The sequence below is a fragment of the Ensifer sp. CCNWLY38 genome, assembly GCF_037120565.1.
Lineage (GTDB): Bacteria > Pseudomonadota > Alphaproteobacteria > Rhizobiales > Rhizobiaceae > Ensifer > Ensifer adhaerens_H.
In genome coordinates this window covers 446,026-465,432 of record NZ_JBBBBO010000004.1, presented here as the reverse complement: position 1 = coordinate 465,432, position 19,407 = coordinate 446,026, and the positions used below count along the sequence as shown (strand labels likewise).

General features: G+C 62.6%; 19 protein-coding genes. 9 read left to right on the top strand and 10 right to left on the bottom strand.

The window, feature by feature from the left end; all coding sequences use genetic code 11:
- Positions 1 to 64: 64 nt before the first annotated feature.
- Entirely contained in the window at positions 65 to 697 is a 633-nt protein-coding gene (locus tag V7S54_RS11790; protein WP_065374891.1) for a histidine phosphatase family protein, read from the bottom strand.
- Positions 698 to 758: 61 nt separating this feature from the next.
- A complete protein-coding gene (locus tag V7S54_RS11785) occupies positions 759 to 1,511 on the bottom strand; it encodes a pyridoxine 5'-phosphate synthase (RefSeq protein WP_065374892.1) in 753 nt (250 codons plus the stop codon).
- A 449-nt stretch (positions 1,512 to 1,960) separates the two neighbouring features.
- Between V7S54_RS11785 and V7S54_RS11780 the strand changes: the two genes are divergently transcribed.
- The 3 genes from V7S54_RS11780 to V7S54_RS11770 all read left to right on the top strand — a co-directional run bounded on the left by V7S54_RS11780 (position 1,961) and on the right by V7S54_RS11770 (position 5,154).
- Positions 1,961 to 3,073: a hypothetical protein gene (locus tag V7S54_RS11780; protein WP_065374893.1), complete on the top strand. Its 1,113-nt coding sequence runs from the start codon at positions 1,961 to 1,963 to the stop codon at positions 3,071 to 3,073.
- Positions 3,074 to 3,570: 497 nt separating this feature from the next.
- Positions 3,571 to 4,248 carry a MerR family transcriptional regulator gene (locus V7S54_RS11775; RefSeq protein WP_442892554.1) on the top strand — a complete coding sequence of 226 codons (678 nt, stop codon included), beginning with the start codon at positions 3,571 to 3,573 and terminating at the stop codon, positions 4,246 to 4,248.
- Between the two features lie 231 nt (positions 4,249 to 4,479).
- Positions 4,480 to 5,154, top strand: coding sequence for a hypothetical protein (locus V7S54_RS11770; protein WP_065374895.1), 675 nt, complete (start codon positions 4,480 to 4,482; stop codon positions 5,152 to 5,154).
- A gap of 35 nt (positions 5,155 to 5,189) precedes the next feature.
- On the opposite strand, the gene V7S54_RS11765 is transcribed toward V7S54_RS11770, so the two are convergent.
- Both V7S54_RS11765 and V7S54_RS11760 read right to left on the bottom strand, forming a co-directional pair.
- The gene (locus V7S54_RS11765; protein WP_065374896.1) at positions 5,190 to 6,593 is read right to left on the bottom strand and encodes a M20 family metallopeptidase; all 1,404 of its coding nucleotides are present in this window, start codon (positions 6,591 to 6,593) and stop codon (positions 5,190 to 5,192) included.
- Between the two features lie 52 nt (positions 6,594 to 6,645).
- Positions 6,646 to 7,773 (bottom strand): ATP-dependent DNA helicase, encoded by a 1,128-nt coding sequence (locus V7S54_RS11760; RefSeq protein ID WP_057253637.1) that lies wholly within the window; start codon positions 7,771 to 7,773, stop codon positions 6,646 to 6,648.
- A gap of 534 nt (positions 7,774 to 8,307) precedes the next feature.
- Between V7S54_RS11760 and V7S54_RS11755 the strand changes: the two genes are divergently transcribed.
- The gene (locus V7S54_RS11755) at positions 8,308 to 9,402 is read left to right on the top strand and encodes an AbrB family transcriptional regulator (RefSeq protein WP_065374897.1); all 1,095 of its coding nucleotides are present in this window, start codon (positions 8,308 to 8,310) and stop codon (positions 9,400 to 9,402) included.
- 12 nt (positions 9,403 to 9,414) lie between these two features.
- Here the strand turns inward: V7S54_RS11755 and V7S54_RS11750 are convergent, their stop codons facing one another.
- Complete coding sequence (locus V7S54_RS11750) at positions 9,415 to 10,299, bottom strand: LysR family transcriptional regulator (protein ID WP_065374898.1); 885 nt, start codon at positions 10,297 to 10,299, stop codon at positions 9,415 to 9,417.
- A gap of 96 nt (positions 10,300 to 10,395) precedes the next feature.
- Here V7S54_RS11750 and V7S54_RS11745 point away from each other — a divergent pair, with 96 nt between their 5' ends.
- The 4 genes from V7S54_RS11745 to V7S54_RS11730 all read left to right on the top strand — a co-directional run bounded on the left by V7S54_RS11745 (position 10,396) and on the right by V7S54_RS11730 (position 13,380).
- Positions 10,396 to 11,379, top strand: coding sequence for a quinone oxidoreductase family protein (locus V7S54_RS11745; protein ID WP_065374899.1), 984 nt, complete (start codon positions 10,396 to 10,398; stop codon positions 11,377 to 11,379).
- Positions 11,380 to 11,634: 255 nt separating this feature from the next.
- The gene (locus V7S54_RS11740) at positions 11,635 to 12,009 is read left to right on the top strand and encodes a COG4315 family predicted lipoprotein (protein WP_065374900.1); all 375 of its coding nucleotides are present in this window, start codon (positions 11,635 to 11,637) and stop codon (positions 12,007 to 12,009) included.
- Positions 11,993 to 12,547: an RNA polymerase sigma factor gene (locus tag V7S54_RS11735; protein ID WP_065374901.1), complete on the top strand. Its 555-nt coding sequence runs from the start codon at positions 11,993 to 11,995 to the stop codon at positions 12,545 to 12,547. The genes V7S54_RS11740 and V7S54_RS11735 overlap by 17 nt, the downstream gene beginning before the upstream one ends.
- The gene (locus tag V7S54_RS11730; protein WP_065374902.1) at positions 12,544 to 13,380 is read left to right on the top strand and encodes an anti-sigma factor family protein; all 837 of its coding nucleotides are present in this window, start codon (positions 12,544 to 12,546) and stop codon (positions 13,378 to 13,380) included. Before V7S54_RS11735 ends, V7S54_RS11730 begins: the two co-directional genes overlap by 4 nt.
- 37 nt (positions 13,381 to 13,417) lie before the next feature.
- On the opposite strand, the gene V7S54_RS11725 is transcribed toward V7S54_RS11730, so the two are convergent.
- The 5 genes from V7S54_RS11725 to nthA all read right to left on the bottom strand — a co-directional run bounded on the left by V7S54_RS11725 (position 13,418) and on the right by nthA (position 17,086).
- A complete protein-coding gene (locus V7S54_RS11725) occupies positions 13,418 to 14,263 on the bottom strand; it encodes a glycosyltransferase family 2 protein (RefSeq protein ID WP_065374903.1) in 846 nt (281 codons plus the stop codon).
- Between the two features lie 31 nt (positions 14,264 to 14,294).
- Positions 14,295 to 15,236, bottom strand: a complete 942-nt coding sequence (locus V7S54_RS11720; protein ID WP_065375031.1) for a glycosyltransferase family 2 protein — start codon at positions 15,234 to 15,236, stop codon at positions 14,295 to 14,297.
- A gap of 194 nt (positions 15,237 to 15,430) precedes the next feature.
- Positions 15,431 to 15,805, bottom strand: coding sequence for a nitrile hydratase accessory protein (locus tag V7S54_RS11715; protein ID WP_065374904.1), 375 nt, complete (start codon positions 15,803 to 15,805; stop codon positions 15,431 to 15,433).
- A complete protein-coding gene (gene nthB / locus V7S54_RS11710) occupies positions 15,792 to 16,451 on the bottom strand; it encodes a nitrile hydratase subunit beta (RefSeq protein WP_065374905.1) in 660 nt (219 codons plus the stop codon). The genes V7S54_RS11715 and nthB overlap by 14 nt, the downstream gene beginning before the upstream one ends.
- The gene (gene nthA, locus V7S54_RS11705; RefSeq protein WP_065375032.1) at positions 16,448 to 17,086 is read right to left on the bottom strand and encodes a nitrile hydratase subunit alpha; all 639 of its coding nucleotides are present in this window, start codon (positions 17,084 to 17,086) and stop codon (positions 16,448 to 16,450) included. The genes nthB and nthA overlap by 4 nt, the downstream gene beginning before the upstream one ends.
- Positions 17,087 to 17,544: 458 nt before the next feature.
- Here nthA and V7S54_RS11700 point away from each other — a divergent pair, with 458 nt between their 5' ends.
- The gene (locus V7S54_RS11700) at positions 17,545 to 19,179 is read left to right on the top strand and encodes a DUF1254 domain-containing protein (RefSeq protein WP_065374906.1); all 1,635 of its coding nucleotides are present in this window, start codon (positions 17,545 to 17,547) and stop codon (positions 19,177 to 19,179) included.
- Positions 19,180 to 19,407 lie beyond the last annotated feature (228 nt).

The following is a 19,407-nucleotide window of genomic DNA, read 5'->3' as shown; positions in this document are numbered from 1 at the left end:
ACGACAAAGTTGTAGGCGACCCAAGGGCCCTCGATCACCATGCACTGTCCTGATCGGCGCGATCTTACGATGCCCCAAAGCGCAGATGCGATGCGTCCGCCAGGCTGACGACCGCCCGGTTTCGGAAGAAATCGTCCTGGCGCAGATGCGTGATGCTTCCCGATTTTGCCGGGAAACTCAGGAAGCCGCAGGCGTCGATCGGTATCCTCATCCAGGCGGCAAGCACCAGCGTCAGCGTGAAGCCATGGGTGACGATGATCTGGGTCTCGCATGGCCGCGCGACGATGGCGTCGACGCAAGGGACGACGCGCAGCGCCACTTCGCGCCGGGTTTCTGCGCCATCGATCCCGCAATCGTGGTCGAGCCGATTGTCATCCGGCGCTGGCGTATAGCGCGCATCGAGCCAGGCCTGAGGTCTTCCACCCGCAACGCCGTAGCTGATTTCCCTGAGATCGGCGGTTTCCATCACCGGCCGTTGGAAGCGCCTTGCTATCGCATCGGCCGTCTGGGAGGCGCGGCGCAGATCGGAGCTATGGATTTCCACGTCCCTTCCGCCAACCAAAGCCACCAGCCGTTCGGCCGTTGCCTCCGCATCCTCTCTGCCGCGGGCGGTCAGATCCGTGTCGTACCAGCCACCCACCTTGCCTTCCAGGTGATGGACGGATTCCGTGTGGGTGACGACGAAGAGCTCCTTCATGGCATCGCTCGGGTTTCCGCAAGGCGCTCCTGCCGCGCAGGAACTAGGGCGCAGAGTCGCCTCAGACCTCCTGCCCGCAGGCGCGACGGAAGCGGCGCACCGTTTCAGCCATACCGTATTCCAGCGCATCGGCCGTCAGGCCGTGACCGATCGAGACTTCGGCAAGATCGGGGATGTGCCGGGCAAGCAGCGGCAGGTTGGCCACCGTCAGGTCGTGCCCCGCATTGACGTCGAGCCCGAGGCTCACGGCAATCGCAGCCGTACGGCCAAGTTCGGCGGCGATCTTCTCGGCCTTGTCCGGGTCGTCATAGCAACCGCCATAGGGGCCGGTGTAGAGTTCGATGCGATCGGCGCCGGTTTCCTTGGCGATCCGCAACGCTTCCTGGTCCTCGTCGCCATCCGCAAACAGCGAAACGCGAAAACCCTTCTTCTTCAGCCGGCCGACGACATTGCCGAGCAGGTTGTGGTTCTTGCGGAAATCCCAGCCGTGATCCGAGGTCGCCTGCGCCGGGTCGTCGGGCACCAGTGTCACCTGCTCCGGCCGATGCATCTCCACGAGACCGAGGAATTCCTCGTTCGGATAGCCTTCCATGTTAAATTCCGTCTCCGGAAACGCCTCGTCGATCAGGTCGCGGATCGGCTGCAGATCGCTGAAGCGGACGTGGCGCTGGTCGGGACGCGGATGCACGGTGAGACCGGCAGCCCCCGCTTCGAGCGCGATGCGGCCAAGCGCGGTGACGGAGGGCCACGGCAGATCGCGCCGGTTGCGGAGCATTGCGACGGCATTCAGATTCACGGACAGTTTTGCAGGCATGTCTGAACTTTCCAGAAAGCAGGCCCAAGGCGGGCCCAGACGCAGGCAATGTGGTTGCAATGTTCTACTGCATAATTGCTGAAACCGAAAACAGTTTGAGGTCCGATTATGCAGCAATTCCAAGGAGGTCGCAGGGGAGCGATGCGGCGTTTGCGCGCGGTTCGTTTGCCCGCCTTGTCTTGACCAAGTCTTGACAATCGACGTCTCTAATATGCGGGAAGGCTCAATCACGAGCGGCGAAAATGGCCGACTGGACTTCCGCTACCATCTGCCACAGGGAGAACCGGCGCAATTTTTACGTTTATTTCAGAAAAAACTCAAATTTGGCGTCTACTACCCTGACAACCACCTTTTTAGGGCTTAACTTTCCGAATCAGATCGAATGGCCCAGCCCGCGCCGCGATCGCATTTCATAGATTTTAGTTCACATGACACTGGAGCAAGAACGGATGACGACGGTCGAAAGACCCTGCGACGAGACGATTCGACGGGCCCTCCGTCGTATCCTCGAAAGCAAGGCTTTCGCGCGTTCAGAGCGCCTCAGGGCCTTCCTCACCTATGTGGTCGAGAAGGAGATGGCCGGCGAAGGCCATCAGCTCAAGGGTTACTCGATCGCGATCGACGTCTTCGACCGGCCCCAGGCCTTCAACGCCGACAGCGACCCGCTCGTGCGTGTGCACGCCGGCAAATTGCGCAAGCTGCTCAAGGCTTTCTACGAGGGCGACGGTGCCGACGACGAATGGCGGATCGCCATTCCCAAGGGAACCTATGTTCCGGAGTACCAGCGCGCCCGCAACGAGGAAGAGCATCAGGCGGAAAGCTCGCCCCGCCAGCCGAAACCGACGAAGCGGCGCTTTGCCGGGCACCGGTCCGCCTGGCCACCGGCGCCCTTCTCGTCGCCGCTCTCGGTGCTGACCGTGCTGCCGCTGCTCCTTTTCGCGCCGATGCCCTCGCAGGAAATGACGCTGGACATCGACGCGCAGGCAAAACTCTTCAACGCGCGCCACGCGACCGAGCGGGTACTGCCCTCGGTTCAGGTGAAGATGGCCGGCGCCGAAAACGAAGATGCAAAAGCGTTTGCCACGGCGCTGCGCCTTGCGGCCCAGCGCCACAAGACGCTGGCCCGCGCCACCGACGGCGACACCGGTCGCCCCGTTTCGCGCAATTCCGCCCTGTCCTTCACCGTGCAGGTGACCTGGTACGATGCGCCGGCGCAGGGCATCCGCGTCACCCTCTCCCATGATGGCGAGAACGTGCCCCTGCGCCAGGACTTCATCACCTGGAAGCGGCTCGCGTCCGAGCCGGACTTGCTTTACGAGAGCATGTCGCTGGCGACGGAACTGTTTTCGCTCGACGGCGAGATCTACGAGCACGCCCGCCAGGAGCAGATCGAAAGCCCCCTGATGGGCTGCATGGCCGCCACCCAGCGCTATCGCAAGCACCTGACCCGGGGTGCCTTCGAGGAAGCCTGGTCCTGCCAGCAGAAGCTGTCGCCGCTGCGCGGGGACGAACCGCTGTTCATCCTGAGTTCCAACAGCCCGCTCAAGGTTATCGGGCACTGACCTCGCGACCGCGTGCGCCGCATCTTCGAGGACGGAAAGCTCACCGTAACACTTTGAATCTCTGCATGTTTTCCTGGGTCGGCAACGACCCGGGGGCCATGCAATGGCAGCGGCAGCGGCCCCACCAGTCGGGGAAAGCGGTCGTCAGCCTACCAATATTAAAGACTGGTCATGTATTCGATTCGCGTATACGGTGCACGCATGCGTTGGGAATGGATGCCTGGTTGCTCGTCAGGCAAGCATCGAAGTCCTGAGTAGAGCCGCGTGGTCCACGCGGGATGCCCCAGCCGAGCAGTAGGCATTGTCGTTGTCGGTCAACGAGTGCCTCAGCACGCGGACGCGGTCCGCACCTATGAGACCCGGTGATCGCCGCCGCTTCCGGACGCGGACTGTGTACACCCTGGGTCGGTCTCGATTCAGGTCAAATATGCGGAAAATCAAACGTTACAGAGACAACGCGCCGGATAGGCGCGGCCTGTAGACCGGGGACAATCGATATGCCGCGAGACCACTGGAAATCAGAAGGCATGCTCGCCGCGCCCGAACGCGTCGGCTTCCTGCCCATCCTTCCCCTTCCCCATCACGACCCGGCGGCCCCGCTGGCGATCGCCGATATGGCCGATGCCTTCGGCGTCACCCACCGCACCCTGCATTTCTACGAGGAGAAAGGCCTTCTGACTGCCGCGCGCATGGGGCCGATGCGGGTTTACAACGAAGAACACATCCGCCGCATGGCTGTCATCAACGCCTGCCGCGAGATCGACATGCCGATCGCCGCCATCCTGGAGCTTCTGACCGGCCTTGCCGGCACCGAAGACCAGGCAGACGCCGACCAGCTGTTTCGCGAGGCGCTGTTGGCGCGGCGGCGGGAACTCGCCGCCCAGCAGGCGAACCTCCGCCGCCAGATGCAGCGCATCACCGAACTGCTCGAAGGCAGCGATGGCAGCGGCACCGCAACCGATGAAGATGACCATGTCCACCTTTCCCCGATCGAGAGCGAATGCCTGACCTTCATGGCCGAAGGTTATCCGGCCCCGCGCATCGCCGGCCTGATGGAGATGGATGTCGCAGCGGCGCTCACGCTCGAAGCCGGCATCATCCGCAAGTTCGGCGCCAACAACCGCTTCCAGGCCATCGCCAAGGCCGTACTCGCCGGAATGATCTCGGCGGAGTAACCGAAATACCTTACGCCGGTTTTCGTCTTCGCCTGACGCGTGGCGCGGTGCCGCCGCGCCTGATGCGGCACGGCCAAAGCCTATCCGGTGGGCGATCCTCCCGGGATCGTCGACAATGGGATGTCTTCAACGCCGCGCTCATGTTACGAGGCGCCTATGAGCAATTCCAGGAAAAGTGTGAAACGGTTTTCCGTCCGGAATTGCGCAAAACGACTGAAGTGAGATACCCCGATGCTTCCCTGGATAGAGCTAGACCGCGCAACCATTCCCGGAGACGGCGACGAGTTGCGCCTGAAGCAGCGCGGCCAGGAATTTTCCATCATGCTCGGCTCGACCGAACTGATGAACAGCCGGCTGAGCGGCTCGGAAGAGGCGCTGGCGACGCTCGCCTACGAGCGCATCGCCGGCGGCAAGAACATCAGCATGCTGATCGGCGGTCTCGGCATGGGCTTCACGCTGCGGGCGGCCCTCGGCGTGCTCCCGGACGATGCCAGCGTCGTCGTCGCAGAGCTCGTGCCCGCCGTCGTCGAATGGGCGCGCGGGCCGATGGCGGACCTCCACAAGGGCACGCTCGACGATCCCCGCGTCGATATCCATGTCGGCGATGTCGGCCCGCTGATCCGCTCGAAGAAGGCCGCCTACGATGCCATCCTGCTCGATGTCGACAATGGCCCGGACGGATTGACGCGCCCCTCCAACGACAGCCTTTACAGCCATACCGGCCTTCGCGCCGCCCAGGCGGCTCTGCGGCCTGGTGGCGTGCTTGCTGTCTGGTCCTCGGCGCCCGATAGCGCCTTTACCCGCCGCTTGCGCGAGGTCGGCTTTGCCACCGACGAGGTCAATGTGCGCGCCAACGGCAAGCGCGGCGGTGCCCGGCATGTGCTGTGGATGGCGACCAAACGGTAAATCGTCTCCTTAAATCGATCCCGATTTGAGGACGCTCAGCCGTTCCTTCCTGCGCTTTGACTGCCGGGGACGCCCGGCTCGCCGAGATCCCAATACAGCCCCGCCATCAGTTCAAGGCCCTCCCGCGCTATGCTGAGAGGAAGATGCTCGTTCGGCGCGTGCTGCGAGCAGCCTGGATAGGAATGCGGCACCCATATCGTCGGAAGCTGCAGGATGTCGCAGAAGACGTCGTTCGGCAGGGAGCCGCCAAGATTCGGCAGGATCGCCGGTTTCTTGCCCGTCGTGCGAGAGATCGAGTCCACCGCCCAACGGACCCATGGATGCTCCGGGTCGAGTCGTGTCGCATAAAAGACTTCGTCGCTTGCTTGTGCAATCTGTACGCTATGAAAACCGTTGCAGTCGAGATGCCGGCGAAGGGCCGGCAGCACGCCCGCCACATCGACGCCAACCACGAAACGCAACTGGCAGCGCGCCCAGGCCCGTGGAGGAATGGCGCCAACGGGTGTCTGCGGGTTACCTGCCTCGAAAGCCAGCACCGTAAATGAACTCCAGGCAAACAGCTTTTCTGCCGATGTCAGTCCGGGCTCGCCCCAGGCCGGATCGATCTTCGGCTCGTCGGTGCCGGTGTCCAAATCGCAGTCCGCGAGTACACGCCGGACACTGTCTGGAATAGCCCCGGGAAGCCACTCTGGAATGTGAATCTGGCCCGTCGGCCCGGTGATGCATGCCAGTGCGTGAGCGAGTTGAATAGCCGGATCAGAAAGCAGGCCGCCCCAATTTCCGGAATGGTGCCCGCCCTTGCGCGCGTCGATCCAGATATCGAAGCTGATGGCACCGCGCGAGCCGAGGAAAACCGTTGGCCGCCCGGCCGACAGCCGAGGTCCATCCGAGGCGATAAGAACATCGGCCTGGAACAGCTTCCTATGAGCCGTGGCAAGTTCACGCAGGCCCGGCGATAGCTTCTCCTCGCCCATTTCCATGAGAAATTTGGCGTTGAAGCCAAGCTTGCCACGAGCCTCCAGCACGGCCCGCAATGCACCGATGTTGATCGAATGCTGGCCTTTATTGTCAGCGACGCCGCGTCCGTACCATCTGCCGTGACGCTCGGTCAGCTGCCAGGGCGACAGTCCTTCCTCCCAGCCGTCCTCCAGCCCGCGGATCACGTCACCGTGGCCGTAGCCCAGTACCGTCGTCTGTTCTGGCGCCTCGATACGCTCGGCGAAAAGGAACGGCCAATCGCGCTCGAACAATGTGCGGCAGCTAAAGCCAAGTGCCACCAGGGCTGGCTTGATCTCCGTCTCGATGTAGTCGACGAGCACTGACGCGCGGTCAGGGTTCTGACTCTCGGTCGGCATGCGTACGCGACGTGCCAATTCCTCGAGAAGGGCACCGGAATCAAAATAGGCCTGCGCCCTCGCAACGGCTGCTTCGCGGGTCATGCCGCAAAATAACACCCAGAAAGGATTTTCGAAACAACGCGCGTGCGAGGCGTCAGCGAACGATCGTCAGTCGCTCCGCCGCGCGGGTAATCGCGGTGTAGAGCCAGCGTTCCCGCGTATCGCGGAAGGCCCAGCTTTCATCGAACAAAACGACGTTGTTCCACTGCGAGCCCTGCGCCTTGTGCACCGTCAGCGCATAGCCGTAGTCGAACTCGTCGTAGCGTTTGCGCGTCGTCCAGGGGATCTCGCCCTCGACGTCCTCGAAAGCCGCCTTCAACAGCTTGATCTTGGCGGCACCGCGATCCATGTCGTCGTCTTCAGGCCGGATCATCAGGTTGATGCCGGGCTTCACCGTTTCCTTCGACGAACTCATCACCTGCCACAGCGAACCGTTGAGCAAGCCCTTGGCCGGATCGTTCCTGAGGCACACGAGCTTGTCGCCGGATTGCGGATAGTCACTGGTAAAGCCCTTGAGTTCGCGCAGGCGCTGGTTGTAGCGCCGGCGGGTCTTGTTGGTGCCGACAAGCACCTGATCCGCCTCCAGCACCAACTCCTGGTTCACCTGCCCGCGACCGATCACCTGCGTGGTGCCGTAGTCGCCATGCATGATCTCGTTGCCTTCGCGCACCTGCATGGCGAGCTGGATGATCGGATTGTCGCGCGCCTGACGGTGAATGTCCGTCAGCAGGTAATCCGGCTCCTGATTGGTGAAGTAGCCGCCGCCCGAGACCGGCGGCAGCTGGCCGGGATCGCCGAGCACCAGGATCGGCGTGCCGAAGCTCATCAGGTCCTTGCCGAGCGCTTCGTCCACCATCGAGCATTCGTCGACGATGATCAGCGCTGCCTTGGCGACCGGGCTCTGGCGGTTGATTGCAAACATCGGCGCGATCGAGGTCTTGCCGGTTTCCTCGTCGGAAACCTCCTCCTCGCCGCGCGGCCGGTAGATCAGCGAGTGGATGGTCTTGGCGTTGCTCGCACCCTTGGAGCGCAGCACTTGCGCGGCCTTGCCGGTGAAGGCGGCAAACAGCACGTCGCCATCGACATGTTCGGCAAAGTGCCGGGCAAGCGTCGTCTTGCCGGTGCCGGCGTAGCCGAACAGCCGGAAGAGCGGCGAGCGGCCTTCTTTCAGCCACTGCGAAACGGCCTTGAGGGCCTCATCCTGTTGCGGTGCGAACTGCATGGGGCTGAGTGTCAGGATTCGGGCGGCACACGCAAGCCCGGATTTGTGGGCTGCGCGGCCCCTGTGACGGCAGGTTGGCGAGAACTACGCGACAATTCACGAAATTGCCACGCAAAATCAATATCTTTTCGCCTGACCGCATCTGTCGCGCTACCCGGACCAGAGATCTTTTGTTCACGTTTTTTTCTCCCAACTTGCATTCTCCACGCAGCCGCGAGCCCTCCCGGCGAGTGTGGCGACATCGCTCGCCTCATTTCCGGCCGACGATAGCTGTGGCACTTTCTTGCCGTACCCCTTGAATGCAACGCCGCATTGTTGCTAACGAGCGGGACATTGATGGCGCCGCGCCCCTGCCACTGCATGTTTCCTTAAATCCCATCTGATTTAAGGATCAAAATATGCAGTAATTCAAAGTGCTACAGCGACCTTTGCGCGTCCCATAAGACGCGCGGCGCTGTAGTGGCGACCATCGCTCGAAGCCCGTCGAGGCAGGCCACGAATGGCCGTTCCGCCTTTTCGGGGTCATGCCGGAGAATGCCCGTGACGACCGACAAGCCCAAAGCCGCGTCCTCTCCGGAAAAGGTCGGCATCGGACGGCTGGCGCCGTGGCTGCAATGGTGCCTGCTTTCGGCCATCTCCCTCGTGCTTGCGTCCTTTTTCGAATTCATCGGTCTACCTGCCGGGCTGCTCATGGGTCCCATGCTCGCAGCAGTACTCGTCGGCATGAACGGCGGCACGATCCGCCTGCCGCGGCAGCTCTTCTTCTGCGTGCAGTTCATCCTGGCGATGATGATCGCCGGCGCCATGACGCCGGGCATGCTCGTGACCTTCTCCGGCAACTGGCCGCTGTTCCTCGCCGTCATCCTTTCGGTCATCGCCGTCAGCACGCTGTGCGGCTGGGTGATCACCCGCATGCGCATCCTGCCGGGCACGACGGCAATCTGGGGCTCATCGGCCGGTGCCGCCTCGACCATGCTTTTGATGGCCGATGCCTATGGGGCCGACGCCCGCCTCGTCGCCTTCATGCAATATCTGCGCGTGATCTTCGTCGCCAGCACCGCAACCCTCGTGGCGCATATGTGGGTTACCGGGGCTGAAGCCGAGCAAAGCACGCACTGGTTCGCGCCGATCGACGGCTTGCTCTTCCTGGAGACGATCGCCTTCGGACTTGCCGCAGCCCTTGCCGGTCGCTTCCTGCGCGTGCCCGCCGGCGCCTTCCTGCTGCCCTTCCTTGTCGGCGCCGTGCTGAACGTCACCGGCGTCGTGACCACCGTGTTGCCGCAATGGCTGCTGGCGCTCTGTTTTGCGGCTCTCGGTTGGAACATCGGCCTTGGCTTCACCCGCCAGATCCTCATCCACGCGCGCCGCGCGCTGGTGCCGACGGTCATCTCGATCATCGTGCTAATCTCCTTCTCCGGCCTGCTCGCGGTGCTCCTGATCAAGGTCGTCGGCATCGATCCGCTCACCGCCTATCTCGCCACCAGCCCGGGCGGGCTCGACTCGATCGCCGTCATTGCCGCCTCGAGCAATGTCGATCTGTCCTTCGTCATGGCGCTGCAGACCGCGCGCCTGCTGATCATCACCATGATCGGCCCGGCGCTCGCCCGCTTCGTCGCCGACCGGGCTTGAGCCACTCGGGATCTACACGCCCGACCGCACCTTGAAGCGCGCCAGCGCTGTGATGACCGCTTCCTTGACCAGCCGCACGCGCAGCAGTTCCGCCGCCTGTTCATGGACCAGCATCCAGAGATCGGGGGCCAAGGGCTGCACCTCCGGCAACAGAGGCACGAACCCTGCCGACTGGACCGCAAAGGCAGGCAACACGGCGAGCCCTAGCCCGTTTTTCACCGCCACCATCTGCGCACCAAGGGAGGTGAGACGCATCGACGGCTGGAGACCGGGGCAGAGCGTTTCGACCCAGGCCACCATGATCAGGTAACTCAACTCCTCGCTCCAGCCGATCACCCGGTGGCGGTAGAGGTCAGCCGGCGTACCTGGCGTGCCGTGGCGTTCAAGGTAGCTGGGTGCTGCATAGAGGCCGAAGGCGAGAGAGCCGATCTTGCGCTGACGATAATTGCCCTGCTGCGGCCGGACGAGGCGCAGCACGATATCCGCCTCCTCGCCGATCAGCCGCACCGGCCGGACGCTCGAATGCATCGCAAGGCGGATCTCCGGATGGCTTTGCAAGAGCCCCGCCAGCCCGGGCAACAGCACCTCCTGCCCGAGCAGTTCCGGCACGTCGATACGGACCGGCCCGGCGAGATCGCTGTCCTTCTCGCGCGCCGTGCGCTCGAAGACGCGCATCTGCGCCTCGGCGCGCTCAGCCGGCGCCAGCAAGTCTTCGCCGGCGGGCGTCAGGTCATAACCGTCGCGATGGGACCGGAAGAGCTTAACCTGCAACGCCGCTTCCAGTGCCTCGATCCGGCGCGACACGGTCGATGCGCTCACACCAAGCCTGGCCGACGCGGCACTCAACGACCGCGCATTGGCGACGGCCAGAAAGAACTTCAGATCATTCCAGTCCATTTGCTTTCCATTTTTGGAAAATCGGATTGCGCAAAGGTTTCTCGACCGACGCTGAAAAATCAAGCAGATTCCGCGTAATCCCTTGGAGAGAGCAGCATGGCGATCGAGACTGAAGCCTTCCAATTTTCCGAATTTGGCGCACCAGAGGTACTCGCTTTCAGTACCGAGGCGCTGGCCGACCCCGCGCCCGGCGAGATCCAGATCCGCCACCTCGCGATCGGCGTCAATTACATCGACATCTATCATCGCCGCGGCACCGCCCCCCTCCCGCTGCCAAGCGGCCTCGGCGTCGAAGGCGTCGGCGTCGTCACGGCACTTGGCGAAGGGGTGGCGGGCTTTGCTGTCGGCCAACGCATCGCCTATGTCGGCGGCCCGCCCGGTGCCTATGCCACCCACCGCGACTTGCCCGCCGCACGGGCGCTGGCGCTGCCCGACGCGCTCGACAGCATTGAGGTCGCAGCACTCGTCTTCAAGGGGCTGACCGTCGAGTATCTCATCCGCCGCTGTTTTCCGGTCAAACGCGGCGACACGGTGCTGTTTCATGCGGCGGCCGGCGGCGTCGGCTCGATCGCCTGCCAATGGCTCAAGCACCTGGGCGCGACCACCATCGGCACGGTCAGCTCCGCCGAAAAGGCCGAGATCGCCCGCGCCAACGGCTGCGATCATGTGATCCTCTATACCGAGGAGGATTTTCAGGCGCGTGTTGCCGAGATCACCGGCGGCCAGGGTGTCGATGTCGTTTATGATTCCGTCGGCGCCGAAACCTTCGCCAAATCGCTCGATTGCCTGCGCCCGCGCGGCACGCTGGTTTCGTTCGGCGCCTCCTCCGGCCCGGTGCCGCCGCTTGACGTCTCCTTACTTGCGGCCAAGGGCTCGCTCTATGTTACCCGCCCCTCGATCGCGCATTACACCGCAGACCGAAGGGAATACGAGACGGCGGCGCGAGACCTGTTTGGCGCGATTGAGGCAGGGATCGTTCGCGCCTCCGCCATCACCACCTATCCGCTGTCGCAAGCGCGCAAGGCCCACGAGGACCTGGAGGCCCGGCGCACGACCGGGTCCGTGGTTCTGCTGCCCTGAACAGGGGCTGCTTCCAGCAAATCACCGTCCTTTTGCCGGCTGCGCGATTGCCAAACGCGCGGCCGGTCGCTTCGTTTGCGTCGGTTCCGGCAGCGAAATGGAGGAACCGAAACAGCCACCAGTTTTCCGGGAATAAATCCCCCGCGCACCGTGTCTCACGGTTGGATCTGCAAGCTTGCGGCTCTTGCGGTACGGGACGAGGAGGCATCCGCCCGTTTCCGGACAGGAAAATCATCTTGAGGAAGGACAATTGCCATGAGAACGTTTCCATTGACGATCGCCATGCTCCTTGCCGCCAGCGCCACGGCCTTCGCCGCGCCGCCGGTCAAGGAAGTCGAATCGGCCAAAGGCAAGGTACTGGCCGGTGAAAACGGTATGACGCTCTATACCTACAAGGACGACCATGGCGGCGTGTCCAGCTGCTACGACAATTGCGCCAAGAACTGGCCGCCCTTCCTGGCGGAAGCCAGCGCCAAGGCCGAAGGCGCCTATACGCTGGTCGAGCGCAAGGACGGCAAGAAACAGTGGGCCAAGGACGGAATGCCGCTCTATTTCTTCGTCAAGGACAAGAAGATGGGTGACATTACCGGCGATGGCGTGAAGGGCGAATGGGATGTCGCAAAGCCGTAATGGCGGCAATGCGGATGCGGGGGCCGAAAACCCCGCATCCGACCGGTTCGAAGAGGACGTGCTGGCGCTGGTGCCGGCGCTGAGGCGCTATGCCCGCAGCCTCGTGCGCTCGGATCCGGATGGCGAGGACCTGTTGCAGGATTGCGTGGAGAAGGTGCTCGCGCGCCGCGCGCAGTGGCGCGGCGTCAACCTGCGCGCCTGGGCCTTCACCATCATGACCAATCTCGGCCGCAACCGGCACCGCTACCTCTCCATGCACCCGCAGGTGGCGCTGGAGGAGGATCTGGGGCTCGAGGCGGAGAACCGCGAAAGCGACCCACTCGAACGCTCCAAGCTCGAACGGGCGCTGAACGGCCTTTCGGCCGACAACCGCTCGGTGCTGATGCTCGTGGTGATCGAAGGATATCGCTATCAGGACGTGGCCGAGATGATGGCCATTCCGATCGGCACCGTGATGTCGCGGCTCTCACGCGCCCGACGCCAGCTGGCCGAAGCCATGAAGGACGACAATGTGATCAGCATGCGGAGACCGAAATGACGGAAGATCTCAACACCGTCTCCGAAGACGACCTGCACGCCTATGTCGACGGTTTCGTAACCCCACGGGAACGCGAACGGATCGAGCAATGGCTGGAGAGCAACCCCGCCCGCGCCGAAGAAGTCAGGCAATGGCAGGCGCAGGCGGTGGACCTTCGTGCGCTCTTCGCCGGCTATGCCCACAGCGACACAAACGACCGCGCCTTGCTCTCGAAAAGTAACCGCAACGATCTTCCGCAATCGGACCCGGACAAGGACAGGCGATCCGCCACCGGCCATCTGCGCGCCATCGCCGCCGGTCTCGCCCTCTTTGTCGCGGGCGCGCTGACCGGCCTCTACGCGCCATCTCTGTTTTCCGCCCGTGGCGGCAACCAATCGATCGAGACAGCCGACAGCCTGCCGCGGCAAGCGCAATCGGCCTTCCTGGTCTATGCCAGCGAAGTGCGCCACGCCGTCGAGGTCGGTGCCGACGAGCAGAGCCATCTCGCCACCTGGCTCGGAAAACGCCTCGACCATCCGCTGTCGATCCCCGATCTCTCCTCGCTCGGCTTCTCGCTGGTCGGAGGCCGGCTGCTGCCGGTCAATGGCAAGGCGGGTGCGATGTTCATGTATGAGGACGGCACCGGACGCAGGCTCACCGTGCTTCTCGGCCGCAACGACGACAACCGCGAGACCAGTTTCCGCATCGACAGCGTCGACGGCGTCGAGACCTTCTACTGGATCGACGGCCCGATCGGCTACGCCGTCACCGGCGAGGTGCCGCGCAGCCTGCTGCAACAGGTGGCCGACGAGTGCTACCGCCAGTTCGACAAGAGCGAGGCGACGGGAAGCTGAGACGACAAGGCGCCGTCTCCGGCGCGCCTCTGCCCGATCAGAAGAAGCCGAGCAGCTTGTAGCGGGTCTTGCGGCGCGCATCGTTCCAGAACATGCGGAACAGCAGGAACTGCGTCCACAGCGACATCGGCGGCAGCTTGTCCTTCAGCCGGTAGCAACCGACGGTGTACTCCCAGCGCTGGGCAAACTTCTGCCGGAAGGTCTTGGCGCCATAGCGCTGAACCGATCCCGAACCCTCGATGAAATGGAACTCGGGCCCCTCCACATAGGCGACGAGATCGCGCACCACGAACTCCGTGATGATGTAGGAGGCGCCGGTCCAGGGATAGCTGAACTCCGCATAGCGCCGGAGCAGGATCTCCAGGCTGCCTTCCGACCGATAGATGCCGTACACCCATTCCGACGGATAGCTCAGATTGCGCGGGAGCTTGCCGTCGCGCACGCGCTGGGCAAAATTGAAGACATCGCGGTTGGGGGTGGCAAGGCGTCCCTTGCCGTTGTTGAAGCGCCGGACGTCCGAAACCCCGAGCAGCTTGGTCTCGTCCGCGTCCAGGGCGGCGACGAGGCGCGACAGGTAGTCGAGCGTCGAGAAGTCGTCGCAGGCCCTGAGGCAGAAATATTCGCCGAGCTCGGTACCGAGGCGGAAGCACTTGAGGAAGTTTTCGTCGGCCTTGAGGTGCACCTCGTTCTCGAGCACCTCGAAACGAGGATCCTTCGCCGCGAAGGCTTTGGCGATTTCCAGTGAACCATCGGTCGACCTGTTCTCGACGATGATGGCGCGAAAATCCCTGAAATCCTGATCCGCGATGCACTGCAGGCACTTTTCCAAGGTCTTCGCACCATTGAAGACCGGAAACAGAACGACGAGTTTCGCCTTCTCCATTCTCACTCCAAACCATTCGCCGAGCGGCGCTTCAGGCGCGCTCAAGCCGCGTTATGAATCCGAGATCCAGCAGTTGCCGCGATCCGGTGAACTGAACCGAAACATCCGAGGTCAATTGCAGGCCGCCGGCGTTTGCGATGTTCTCCTTGATCTTCACATAGACGGCGGAGGTATCGAAATACTGCCCGCCTGCCGCGGCCGCATCGACGACCTCGGCATAGTCGGCAAAGAACTTGAAATGCAGCAGCACACCCATGGCGGCCGGAAAATTCCGGTCATAGGGCAAGGGCTGATGGATGCTGGGCCCGAAACAGCACTCGCCGTCCCAGAACAGCACCGGATACTTGACCATCTCCAGGTCGGTTCCGAACTTGCGATAGCGCGGCCCACCCTTGACGCTGAAGGCCCGCTTCATCGCATTCATGACGTAGCCGGTGGCATCGAAATGATCGGCAATTTCCCAGGGGGCCTGTTGCTCCAGCTTTTCAACGTCGGCGCGCTCGAGATCGACAGGATACATATCGAGCATGGGGGCGAGCATGCGGCGGGCGCCCATGCGCTCCAGCGCCGGAATGAGCCACTTCAGTCCGCGTTCCTCATAGCCGTCATAGACGAGATACTCGTCGGAATCGACATTGACGTACCATCGGCCGGTGCCATAGCGCTCGAACAGCGTTTCCCGCCACTCGCGCCCGCGCCGCGCCTCCTTGAAGCGGACGACGGACGACCAGACGTCGACGTCGGGCTGCGCCACCAGGTATTCGCGCGTGCCGTCGGACGAGACGTCGTCGATGCAGATGAAGCGTGTCACCCCGAGCTTGCGGTAATGCGCCAGGAACGACGGCATCAGCTTGAGGTCGTTGTGGGTGATGAACATCAACGGGATATCGTCGGGCGACAAGGTCGCCGGGCCCCGCGCGCTCAGGCACGTCAACTCGTGCCGGCGTCTCTTTTTCCTCTCCCGTCGGGCCATCCTTTTTGTTTCCAGCCATGTGCTGAGACGTTCGAGCGGCGTTCTTCTGAACATCTCCGCCGCCGCCTCCATGGAGGAAAAAGGATATCGCGTTTCGCCCACGGCAAGCTCCAGATCGTTTAGATTAGCAGCCTCTACGTGAAAAACCGTCTGCGATCAACTTGCGAAAGTCCCGCGCATGGGAGCCTTCGAAATCAGGGCCGCTCAGGGTCGTTGGCAAGCACGATCGGCTGCCCGTGCGGCGTCGCTTCCGCCGCCCGCTGCCAGCTCTGCGTCAGGTCTTCAAGCTCGCGGCCGGAGGCGAGCGAGAGCTCGGTGACGAGGCGCGAGAGCGCGGCCACCCAGCAATCGTAGTAGTCGCTGGCGTCCGCCTTGCGGCCAGGCTTGTAGAGCTCGGCCGAAAGCGCCTCGGCCCATTCCGGCCAGGAGAACACGCCCTTTTCGTGCAGGCGAACGGTCATGGCAAAAGCGTTCGCCTGCCATGGTTCGGCGAAGACTGGATCGCCCTCCGGCGATCTCGGCAGCTCGGCCGAGGCAACGAGCGGCGACGTCACCTTACACGTGTTCAAGGTAGCTCTCCCAGGCATCGATCGAGACCGTCAGCGTCGGGTCGGCGCCCTCGCCCCAGATCTCGGGCCCATCGAAGACGACCGTATAGACCCATTGCGGATTTTCGCCGCGGCCATGGGCGTTGTCATCAGGGAAGACGAAGAAGCCCTGCACCGCCTCCACCCGGCCAAGCTTGGCGCGGGCGTAGCGCGGCAGCCGCGTGTGTGTCTCCGGATTGAAATTCTTCGTCTTCACCCGGTCTCCGGCAGCAAAGCGTGGTTGCCCTTCCGCCGGGCGGTCGCAAGGCCCGCCCTTCGCCAGCACGCCGGCCACCATCTCGGCCTTCAGCACCCGCTTCGGCGCCGCACCCTGTTCCAGCCTATGCCCGCCATCGAGTTCGGCTTGGGTGACGAAGCCGTGGCGCTTCAGCAGCGTCTCCAGCGCGCGGGTCCAGATCTCGTAGTAGCTCGCCGAAAGATAGGTCGCCGGCGGCAGGTTTTCGCGCGCATGCCGGCTTTCGTCGATCGTCCAGGCACCGAAGGCGCCGCAGGAAAGCGTGACGCCCAGCGCCCGCTTTTCCCATTCCTCGTGGAAATAGGGTTCGACCTTTTCCGGCGCCACCCGCCCGAGGCCATGGGCGCCGCCGAGATCGTGCGGACCGTTCATCGGAGCGTCTCCCCGGAAAGGGCTAAGCCCGTGCCGATCATGGCATCGCGCGTCACCAGCCCCGCGAGTTCCTCCTCGCTGAAACCGTCCGTATCTGCCGGACGCTCCGGGATCACCAGATAGCGCAGCTCCGCGGTCGAATCCCAGACGCGGATGCGCGTCGTCTCCGGCAAGGTCAGACCGAACTCCTGGAGCACCCCGCGTGGGTCGATGACCGCGCGCGAGCGATAGGGCGGCGCCTTGTACCAGACCGGCGGCAGGCCGAGCACCGACCACGGATAACAGGAGCAGAGGGTGCAGACGACGAGGTTGTGGGTCTCGGCCGTATTGAACACGGCGCGCATGTGCTCGCCCTGCCGGCCGGTATAGCTGAGGCTGGCGATCGCCTCCGTCGCATCGCGCTTCAGCCACTCGGCGAAATCGGGGTCGACCCAGGCCTTCGCCACCACGCGGGCACCGTTGCGCGGGCCGATCTTCGTCTCATAGGTCTCGACGATCGCGTCGATCGCCGCCGGATCGATCAGCCCCTTCTCGGTCAGCACTGTTTCCAGCGCCTTCACCCGCGCTTCCATGTCGGTGAAATGGTTGTCGTGGTGATGATGGTCGTGATCGTGACCATGATGGTGTTCGGACATTGCCTGGCTCCTCGCAACGGCGCACCCCTCGGGCGCAAACGGCGCTGCCTCCTCACTCGGGCGATAGTGGTAGCTGATGAAATCCGGATTCGAAATCGATTTCATCAGCGACCGGCGACCAGAATTGTCACCGTAACAAGTCCGGTTCCATGAAAATCGGCAGCATTGAAAAATGCTCTATTATGTAGGATCCACCAACGCGCGAGGCTAAAGCCAGCAAGAGCGCCGTTTTCCACGTATGTTACAGTAACGTAATTGCTATTTCACGGCCTCGTGAAAGGGTTCACGCTGTCCGATTTGCAGACCCGCTGACTCAAACTCTCATGAAGACAAACTTGTCCAAAAGGTACTCGCGGAGCATGCTCGGGAGTCGGGAAACGTGCATCGCGCCATAGACATCCGGCAACGTGGTGTTGTCCGCGCCAATCCAGAGTCTTACTCAACAAATGGAGGGCAGCATGAAACCTACCAGAAGCAAGCTTCCACTATTTGCAGCTCTTGTCGCCTCAACCATCGTCAACGGCGGAAATCTAGCTTTCGGCCAGACGGCGGCCGAAATCCCACCGATTCTGGTTACCCCAGATAAAGTAGAGTCTCGCATTGGTACGCTCAATTTCAAGGATGGCGCGCCGAGTGCAGACACCGTCGACAAGGTTTATGACACGCTTGATTTCACTCGCGCCCTTGACGCGTTCCTCAACAGCTATGGCGGCGCATCCGCCTACGCGATCCGGAAAGGTCTTCTCAGCATCGGCGCAGAGGACAATACGGTCACCATTTACCCTGAACTGATGGATTCGAAGTCGCTGTTCCTCACGGCCAACGCCGATACCGTCTATTACTTCAGTATAGTGGATCTCACGAAGGGCCCGATGGTGGTCGAGCAGCCATCCATGGGGGTCGGCACAATCAACGACATGTGGTTTCAGTGGATCATCGACGTCGGATTCCCCGGTCCCGATCGCGGCGAAGGCGGAAGATACCTGCTGCTACCACCTGGTTATGACGGTCCGGTTCCGGAAGGTGGTTTCTACGTGGCGCGGTCGAAGACGAACCGGGTCATCTATGCATCTCGCGGTTACCTTGTAGACAACGATCCGAAGCCCACCGTCGAAAACATCAAGAAGACGATCAAGATCTATCCCTACACACCCGGAGGCGTTGGTACGAGTATCGCGACGGCGCTCGAAGGCAAGGTCAAGCTCGAAGCGAACGCGAAGGTTCCAGAGACCAAGTTCGTGGAGGCGAGCGGGAAAGCGTTCAATACGATCCCTCCAAGCGATTACGCGTTCTTCGAGATGATCAACGCCAACGTTCAGGACGAGCCAGCCGATTCCTATAATCCAGAGCTTGCCGGACAATTGGCGGCCATCGGAATCACGAAGGGAAAGGAATTCAAACCGGACGAGCGGATGAAAAAGATTCTGACCGACGCCGCAGCGGTGGGAAACGCGGCCAGCCGTGTGTTGAATTGGCGTTTCAGCGGGCCCCATCCTGATTGGTCGTACTATCCAGACTCAATGTGGGGAAACATGCTGTGGCAGGGTGGCGCGAATTTCGAAACGCCGCCGCCGATGATCACAAAGGACGGCCTGTTCGACCCGCTACCGCCGACTGGCGCGCGTACCCTTGATTCCAAGACGGCCTTCTACTTCGGCTACACGCTCGACTCGCCCGGCATGATCATGCGGCTCCCCAAGGTCGGGTCGCAATATCTCATGGGTTTCCTGGACGCCAACAAGAACGACCTCGACGGCGGCAAGACCTACAAGGTCACGCTGCCGAAGGACATTCCGGCGGCCGCGTTCTGGTCTCTCACTCTCTACGACAACCAGTCGCGCTCGATGCTACAGACGCCGCAAGGCTACCCGCGCGCCGGCAGCCAGAGCTATCCATCGCCTGCCGCGGAAGCGGAACCGGATGGCTCGACGACGATCTATTTCGGCCCAACCCAACCCGAGGGGGTGAAACGCGGCAACTGGATCCAGACCATGCCCGGCAAAGGCTGGTTTACGCTCCTGCGTCTCTACGGTCCGCTGGAATCGTTCTTCACGAAGGAATGGCGGCTAAGCGAGATCGAACTCGTGCCCTGATGGTGGGAATGTGGGAGCAATGCTGACAAATCGCGGGGGAAGTAGCCTCCCGCGAGGTGCGACGTGATCGCGAGAATTCACACCACCGCTGCGCCTTGCCCATGTGATCGGCGCCGCCGTGCTTTTCGGCACCGGCGCACCCCTCGGGCGCAGACGGCGCTGCCTCCTCACTCGGGCGATAGTGGTAGCTGATGAAATCCGGATTCGAAATCGATTTCATCAGCGACC

Bases quoted from the DNA above. Each gene is read 5' to 3' on its own strand.
- V7S54_RS11790 (WP_065374891.1), bottom strand. From the start codon at position 697: ATGAAGGAGCTCTTCGTCGTCACCCACACGGAATCCGTCCATCACCTG.
- V7S54_RS11785 (WP_065374892.1), bottom strand. From the start codon at position 1,511: ATGCCTGCAAAACTGTCCGTGAATCTGAATGCCGTCGCAATGCTCCGC.
- V7S54_RS11780 (WP_065374893.1), top strand. From the start codon at position 1,961: ATGACGACGGTCGAAAGACCCTGCGACGAGACGATTCGACGGGCCCTC.
- V7S54_RS11775 (WP_442892554.1), top strand. From the start codon at position 3,571: ATGCCGCGAGACCACTGGAAATCAGAAGGCATGCTCGCCGCGCCCGAA.
- V7S54_RS11770 (WP_065374895.1), top strand. From the start codon at position 4,480: ATGCTTCCCTGGATAGAGCTAGACCGCGCAACCATTCCCGGAGACGGC.
- V7S54_RS11765 (WP_065374896.1), bottom strand. From the start codon at position 6,593: ATGACCCGCGAAGCAGCCGTTGCGAGGGCGCAGGCCTATTTTGATTCC.
- V7S54_RS11760 (WP_057253637.1), bottom strand. From the start codon at position 7,773: ATGCAGTTCGCACCGCAACAGGATGAGGCCCTCAAGGCCGTTTCGCAG.
- V7S54_RS11755 (WP_065374897.1), top strand. From the start codon at position 8,308: ATGCCCGTGACGACCGACAAGCCCAAAGCCGCGTCCTCTCCGGAAAAG.
- V7S54_RS11750 (WP_065374898.1), bottom strand. From the start codon at position 10,299: ATGGACTGGAATGATCTGAAGTTCTTTCTGGCCGTCGCCAATGCGCGG.
- V7S54_RS11745 (WP_065374899.1), top strand. From the start codon at position 10,396: ATGGCGATCGAGACTGAAGCCTTCCAATTTTCCGAATTTGGCGCACCA.
- V7S54_RS11740 (WP_065374900.1), top strand. From the start codon at position 11,635: ATGAGAACGTTTCCATTGACGATCGCCATGCTCCTTGCCGCCAGCGCC.
- V7S54_RS11735 (WP_065374901.1), top strand. From the start codon at position 11,993: ATGTCGCAAAGCCGTAATGGCGGCAATGCGGATGCGGGGGCCGAAAAC.
- V7S54_RS11730 (WP_065374902.1), top strand. From the start codon at position 12,544: ATGACGGAAGATCTCAACACCGTCTCCGAAGACGACCTGCACGCCTAT.
- V7S54_RS11725 (WP_065374903.1), bottom strand. From the start codon at position 14,263: ATGGAGAAGGCGAAACTCGTCGTTCTGTTTCCGGTCTTCAATGGTGCG.
- V7S54_RS11720 (WP_065375031.1), bottom strand. From the start codon at position 15,236: ATGGCCCGACGGGAGAGGAAAAAGAGACGCCGGCACGAGTTGACGTGC.
- nthB (WP_065374905.1), bottom strand. From the start codon at position 16,451: ATGAACGGTCCGCACGATCTCGGCGGCGCCCATGGCCTCGGGCGGGTG.
- nthA (WP_065375032.1), bottom strand. From the start codon at position 17,086: ATGTCCGAACACCATCATGGTCACGATCACGACCATCATCACCACGAC.
- V7S54_RS11700 (WP_065374906.1), top strand. From the start codon at position 17,545: ATGAAACCTACCAGAAGCAAGCTTCCACTATTTGCAGCTCTTGTCGCC.